Here is a 6,512-nt window from a genome sequence, read left to right as displayed (position 1 = left end):
GCTGTTCGACGCTGACGCCTACCTCGCCACCGGCAACATGATGCAGATGGATGATGACGTGCGCGAGGCGATCCGCACCCATGGCATCCGCAATGCGCTGCTCACCTCCATCGCCCCCACCGGCACCATCTCGCTGTATGCGGGCAATGTGTCCTCGGGCATCGAGCCGGTCTTCGCCTATGCCTACAAGCGCAAGGTCTTGCAGAAAGACGGCTCGCGCACCGAGGAAGAGGTCGTCGATTACGCCGTGAAACTGTGGCGCGACCTCAAGGGCGATGCCGCGCTGCCGGATTACTTCGTGAATGCGCAAACCCTGCCGCCGCTGGATCATGTGCGCATGCAGGCCGCCGCGCAGAAATGGATCGACAGCTCGATCTCCAAAACCATCAACTGCCCCGAGGATATCAGCTTTGACGACTTCAAGGAGGTCTATATGGCCGCCTGGGATCAGGGCTGCAAAGGCTGCACCACCTATCGCCCCAATGCGGTGACCGGCTCGGTGCTGACCGTCTCGGAAACCACCGAGAAAACCCCGGCCGAGGCGCCGCAAACCGCGCAGGGCGGCGAGGTAGTCTATCTCAGCGAACCGCTCGACCGCCCCGCCGCGCTGGAGGGCCATACCTACAAGGTGAAATGGCCGGGCAGCGAACACGCGCTCTATATCACCATCAATGACATCATCATTGCCAATCACCGCCGCCCCTTCGAGGTCTTCATCAACTCCAAGAACATGGAGCATTTCGCCTGGACCGTGGCGCTGACCCGGATGATTTCGGCGGTGTTCCGGCGCGGCGGCGATGTGAGCTTTGTGGTGGAAGAACTCAAGGCCGTGTTCGATCCGCGCGGCGGCGCCTGGATGGAAGGCCGCTATATCCCCTCGATCCTCGCCGCCATCGGCGGTGTGATCGAACGCCACCTGATCCATACCGGCTTCATCGAGGGCGAGGGCATGGGCCTGAAATCCGATCCGCAAGCCGAGGTCATGGTCGTCGGCGGCGCCCCCAAGGGCAAACCCTGCCCCTCCTGCGGCTCTTACGCGCTGCAAATGAAGGAAGGCTGCATGACCTGCAATGATTGCGGCCACAGCAAATGCGGCTGAGGGCGGCTTCTGCTCTGCCCTGACCTGACCCTGCAAGACCCCATCGGCCCCCGCAAAGGCCGGTGGGGTTTTTCGTTGTCCCGGCCTTACCGGGCGCCGACGGGTTTGGTGAACAGGATCCATTCCCCGGCCTCGACCGCCCAATCCTCCTTCACCACCGGGCGGCGGGCGATCTCCTGAAAGCCCTTGGCGCGGTAGAGCCGCAGCGCCTCCTGATGGGTATCGGCGGCGATCAGGCTGATCTCGGCATGGCCTGCGGCAGCGGCAATCGTCTCGGCCTCGGCCAGCAGCGCACTGCCCAGCCCCCTGCCCCGGAACGCCGCATCGGTGGCCAACACGTTCAGATACCAAGACCCCGGCGCCAGCGCCTCCAGCTCCAGCAGCGGCACGAAAATCGGCGGCGTGTCGGGGTCGATCGGGCCGGGCGTCTCCTCGGCGGCATAGCCCAGCAGACAGGCGCCCACCGCGCCCTCCACCTCGGCCAGCCAGGCGTTGCGATACGAGAAACTGCCGGTCTCGCGCGCCGCCCGCTCGCGGCCAAGCGCCAGCGCATCGCCCTGCGGCCCCACCGTCTTGCGCCAGAAATGCAGCGGCAGATCATCCGCCGCCATATTGATGAACCGCACCAGATCGGCCGCGTCCGCCGCGGTGGCCTTGCGAATGTTCACGTCGTTCCCCCTGCCGACTGCCTCTGCGCCGCCAGTCATCAACGATTTGCCGCCTGCTCGCCAGCCCCTTCTTGCGCCGCGCGCAGGCGCCGCTTACCAAGCGTTCAGCGCAGCACGAGGACAGAGACATGAGCGACACGCTTTTCCGCTTTCCCGCCCCCGGCCCCGAGCCGATCACCACCGATCTGGAGGGCTGGACCAAGATCGAGGGCAACCCGACCATGCGCTATTGGGTGCAGCACAGCGCGCTGGATGGCAGCATGATCTCCGGCACCTGGGAGGCCACCACCGGCACCTGGCATGCCCGCTATCAGTTCTATGAATTCGTGCATCTGATCGAGGGGCGCATCACCATCACCCCCGACAATGGCGATCCCGTCACGCTGAACCCCGGCGACGCTTTCGTGGTGGAGCCGAGCTTTACCGGCACCTGGACCATCGAGGCCCCGGTGCGCAAACATTTTGCCATCAAGTTGAAGTAAACCCGAAGCAATCCCACAGGGCAGACCCTGCCCTGTGGCGGGCCTCAGGCATAGCCGATCTGGCGCTTGGCCTCGCTGATCGAAATCAGCTTGCCCTGCACCTCGTCCCACAAATGCAGCCCGACCGTGCGCAGACTGTCGCGGATGGTCAGGCGCTGCACCTCGGCCAGTTCGGCATGCTGGCGGATGACCTCCGGCAGGCGATAGAACGGGATGCGGCTATACAGATGATGCACGTGATGGATGCCGATATTGCCCGACAGCCAGCGCAGCGGCTGCGGCAGCACGTAATGCGAGCTGCCCTCCAGCGCCGCATTGTGCAAATCCCATTCGGCCCCCTTGGACCAATGGGTTTCCTCGAACTGGTGCTGCACATAGAACAGCCAGACCCCGATGGTCGCCGCCACCACCGAGGAGGGCAGGAAGATCAGCAGCACCGGCCAGCCGCCCCCCAGCCAGACGATCCCGGCCAGGCTCAGCGCGATCATCGCATTGGTGCCCATGGCCGAGGCCCAATAGCGCCAGCCCTGCGTCATCAGCCCCAGCGGCAGCCGGTTTTGCAACAGGAACAGATAGCTGGGCCCCAGCACGAACAGCACCAGCGGATGCCGGTATAGCCGATACAGGAACCGGCCAAAGCGGCTGCGGGCGCGGTATTCCGCCACCGTCAGCGTGGTCACGTCACCGATGCCGCGATGATCCAGATCGCCGTGATGGGCATGGTGGATCGCATGGGTCCGGCGCCAGACCGCATAGGGCGTCAGCGTCAGCACCCCCAGCATCCGCCCGATCCAGTCCTGCGCCCGGCGGTTCTTCAGGAAAGAGCCATGGCCGCAATCATGCTGGATGATGAAGATGCGCACCAGAAAGCCGCCATTCAGCGCCCCGATCGCCAGGGCCAGCCAGGGGCTGATGGACAGCGCAGCCCATGCCACCCCCCAAAGCGCCAGAAACGGCCCGAGCGTCACGGCCAGCTCGAACAGGCTGCGACGGGTCGAGGGGTCACGATAGCGGGCGAGAATGGAGAGCCATTCGCGCGCCGTGCGGGTGGCGGCAGTGTCGGTCAGGTCGGTCATCTCGGCTTATTGATCTGGGCCTTTGCATCGGCACGGTGGCACGGAAAGGCTGGCACCGGCTGGCCCCTCCACCGCAGTGGGCTAACGCGTTGCGCCTTGTTTTGCAACGGCGCAGACGCGCGCCTGCCCCGCGAATGCGCCATCCGACAGCGCCGCGCGCCCCGGATCGGGCCGGGGCAGCACGGGCTGCGACCAAATGTATCAGCGGTTTTCGCGCCGCCCGCCGCTCAGATGCTCAGCGCCGCCTGCAAGGCCTCGCGGCTCAGGCCGTCCTTGCCATGCGACAGCGCCACCTCGCCGCGCTTCAGCACATAGAAATGATCGCCCAAGCCATAGGCGAAATCGAAATATTGCTCGACCAGCACGATGGCCATATCGCCCTTCGCCTTCAGGTAGTCGATCACCCGCCCGATCTGCTGAATGATATTGGGCTGAATGCCCTCGGTCGGTTCGTCCAGCAACAGGACCTTGGGCCGCATGATCATCGCCCGCGCAATCGCCAGTTGCTGTTGCTGCCCGCCCGACAGATCGCCGCCGCGCCGATGGCCCATGTCTTTCAACACCGGGAACAGCTCGTAAATCTCGTCCGGCACCCGATGCTCGGATTTGGGCAACAGCGCGAACCCGGTTTGCAGGTTCTCAGTCACCGTCAGCAACGGAAAGATCATCCGCCCCTGCGGCACCACCGCCAGTCCCCGCCGCGCCATCCCTTGCGCGGGCAAGACCGGCAGCGCCTCGCCATCCAGCACCACCTCCCCGCCCGAGCGCGGATGCGTGCCCGCCAAGGCCTTCAACAGCGAGGTCTTGCCCACCCCATTGGTGCCCATGATGCAGGTCACGACGCCCGCGCGCGCCTCGATGTCGATGCCATGCAGGATCTGGCTGCCGCCGTAATGCAGGGTCAGCCCTCGGGTTTTCAGCATCTCAGCGCCCCAGATAAACTTCAATGACATGCGGGTTCTTGGTGACGTGATCGAGGCTGCCCTCCGCCAGCACCGATCCCTCATGCAGCACGGTGACCTTGCAGTTCAGCCGCCGGATGAACTCCATGTCATGCTCCACCACCACCACGGCCCGGGTTTTCGCCAACTCCACCAGCAGCGCGGTGGTCTGCTCGCGTTCGATGAAGCTCATCCCTGCCGCGGGCTCATCCACCAGCAACAGCCGAGGCTCCTGCGCCAGCAGCATGGCGATCTCCAGCCATTGCTTCTGGCCATGGCTCAGCTCGCCCGCCCGGCGCGGCAGATGACCGGCCAGCCCCACCTGCGCGGCCAGCGCCTGCACCCTGTCGCGATGCGCCGCCGTCTCGCGCCAGAACAGCACGCGCCACGGGCTGCGCTGCGCCTTCAGGGCCAGCATCAGGTTTTCCGAAACCGTCTGATCCTCGAACACCGTCGGACGCTGGAACTTGCGCCCGATGCCTGCGCGGGCGATCTGCGCCTCGGACAGTTTCAGCAGCGAGCGCGGCACCTCGCCAAAGGTCACGCTGCCCTCATCGGGGCGGGTCTTGCCGGTGACAATATCCATGAAGGTGGTCTTGCCCGCGCCATTCGGCCCGATCACCGCCCGCAGCTCGGCCGGGCCGATGGCGAAGGACAGGTTGTTGATGGCGCGAAAGCCGTCAAAACTGACCGAGACGCCCGAAACCTCCAAAAGCGCGCTCATTCCTGCGCCTCCTTCTCTTGCAAGGCGCCATCCGTCGGCCCCAGGGCCGCGCCATGCCGGGCCGGCGTGCCGATATGGGCCAGCCGGTCAAACAGCCCGCCGATGCCCTTGGGCGCAAACAGCGTGACCAGCACGAAGGACAGCCCCAAAAGCACCGTCCACCAATCCACCCAATGCAGCGTGTAAAACCCCAGCGGGATCGAAGGCGCCATGCCGCCGGTGAACCAGCTCGACAGCAGCGAGACAAAGGCCGCCCCGATCACCGCCCCATACAGCCGCCCACGCCCGCCAATGGCGACCCAGACCGCCAGATAGATCGAGGCAATCGGCGCCAGCTCGGCCGGGTTGATGATGCCCGCCTGCGGGTAATAGAACGCCCCCGCAATCGCCGCGATCATCGCGGTCAGGGTGAAGACGAACAGCTTGTAGCCCTCCACCGGATAGCCGAGAAAGCGCAACCGCTGCTCGTCATCGCGGATGCCGCGCAAGGCGCTGCCGAACTTGCCCGAGGTGACAAAACCCGCCAGCAGATAGCCAAGCGCCAGCAACAGGCTGGAGGCGAGGAAGAACAGGATCGACACGGTGGATTGCGGCCAATCCGCCAGCCCCGGCAGGTTCTGCAACCCCGACAACCCGTTATTGCCGCGCAAGCCGCTGTCATTCTGGAACAGATAGAGGGCGAGCGCCAAGGTCATGGCCTGCGTCAGGATCGACAGGTAAACCCCGTTCACCCGCGCCCGGAACGCCAGCCAGCCAAAGACCAGCGCCAGCACCCCCGGCACGATCAGCACCAAGGGCAGTTGCAGCCAGGCGCTATGGGCAAAGCTCCAGATCGGCGGCAGCTCCGACCCGCCGACCACCCCGAAAATCTGCGAGGCAACGCCCTGCGCCACCTCCTCCGCCGTGGCAGGGATCGGGCCCGAGGCCAGGGCCTGCACCACGATCTCCTCGGTGCGGGCATACATCAGCCACATGCCCACCATATAGCCGCCGACCGCAAAGAAGGCCATGTGCCCCAGCGACAGGATGCCGGTATAGCCCCAGACCAGATCCATGGCGAGCGCGACAAGACACAGGCACAGCGTCTTGCCCAGGGTCTTGACGAAGGCCGTGGGGATCAGCCCGATGCCGAACCCCTCGGCCAGCAGGGTGACGGTGAGGGTGAAAAGCGCCAGAACGGCAAGGAACCACAGAACCGAAGGGTTGCGGGCGAGAAAACTGCGGGTCATGTCGAACTCTCCGGCGTCGCAGCGGGGGTTTCACACCCCCGCACCCCCGTGGGATATTTGGGCCAAGATGAAGGGTGAAACAGGATCGGGCGTCCGAACATGGCGTCAATCTCCGGCCGCACGGCCCTTGAGGGCGATGATGCCGCGCGGGCGGAACTGGATGAACAGGATGATGAACAGGATCATATAGGTCTGCGCCGCCAGCGTATTGGCCGGGTTCAGCAGCTCGATGACCTTCTGGAAGCCGCCGATCATCGCCGCCCCCGCCAGCGCGCCCCAGATATTGCCCACGC

7 protein-coding genes and 1 pseudogene are annotated in these 6,512 nt (G+C 65.2%); 2 read left to right on the top strand and 6 right to left on the bottom strand.

Features of this window, described 5'->3' with window-relative positions; genetic code table 11:
* Positions 1–1,099: pseudogene (locus JNN06_RS12165) on the top strand (ribonucleoside-diphosphate reductase, adenosylcobalamin-dependent); the annotation flags it as partial.
* Between the two features lie 86 nt (positions 1,100–1,185).
* Here the strand turns inward: JNN06_RS12165 and JNN06_RS12160 are convergent.
* Positions 1,186–1,767, bottom strand: a complete 582-nt coding sequence (locus JNN06_RS12160; protein WP_291239860.1) for a GNAT family N-acetyltransferase — start codon at positions 1,765–1,767, stop codon at positions 1,186–1,188.
* Positions 1,768–1,895: 128 nt separating this feature from the next.
* Here JNN06_RS12160 and JNN06_RS12155 point away from each other — a divergent pair, with 128 nt between their 5' ends.
* The gene (locus tag JNN06_RS12155; RefSeq protein ID WP_291239859.1) at positions 1,896–2,249 is read left to right on the top strand and encodes a cupin domain-containing protein; all 354 of its coding nucleotides are present in this window, start codon (positions 1,896–1,898) and stop codon (positions 2,247–2,249) included.
* Positions 2,250–2,293: 44 nt separating this feature from the next.
* On the opposite strand, the gene JNN06_RS12150 is transcribed toward JNN06_RS12155, so the two are convergent.
* The 5 genes from JNN06_RS12150 to JNN06_RS12130 form a co-directional block, all read right to left on the bottom strand.
* Complete coding sequence (locus JNN06_RS12150; protein WP_291239858.1) at positions 2,294–3,325, bottom strand: fatty acid desaturase; 1,032 nt, start codon at positions 3,323–3,325, stop codon at positions 2,294–2,296.
* A gap of 227 nt (positions 3,326–3,552) precedes the next feature.
* Positions 3,553–4,248 (bottom strand): urea ABC transporter ATP-binding subunit UrtE, encoded by a 696-nt coding sequence (urtE, locus tag JNN06_RS12145; protein WP_291239857.1) that lies wholly within the window; start codon positions 4,246–4,248, stop codon positions 3,553–3,555.
* A 1-nt stretch (position 4,249) separates the two neighbouring features.
* Positions 4,250–4,990 carry an urea ABC transporter ATP-binding protein UrtD gene (urtD, locus tag JNN06_RS12140; RefSeq protein ID WP_291239856.1) on the bottom strand — a complete coding sequence of 247 codons (741 nt, stop codon included), beginning with the start codon at positions 4,988–4,990 and terminating at the stop codon, positions 4,250–4,252.
* The gene (locus JNN06_RS12135) at positions 4,987–6,219 is read right to left on the bottom strand and encodes an urea ABC transporter permease subunit UrtC (protein ID WP_291239855.1); all 1,233 of its coding nucleotides are present in this window, start codon (positions 6,217–6,219) and stop codon (positions 4,987–4,989) included. The genes urtD and JNN06_RS12135 overlap by 4 nt, the downstream gene beginning before the upstream one ends.
* A gap of 105 nt (positions 6,220–6,324) precedes the next feature.
* The coding region (locus JNN06_RS12130; RefSeq protein ID WP_291239854.1) for a hypothetical protein at positions 6,325–6,512 on the bottom strand (188 nt) is incomplete at its 5' end.

This window comes from Gemmobacter sp. (assembly GCF_016792925.1).
GTDB lineage: Bacteria > Pseudomonadota > Alphaproteobacteria > Rhodobacterales > Rhodobacteraceae > Gemmobacter.
This window is presented reverse-complemented; position numbering and strand designations above follow the sequence as displayed.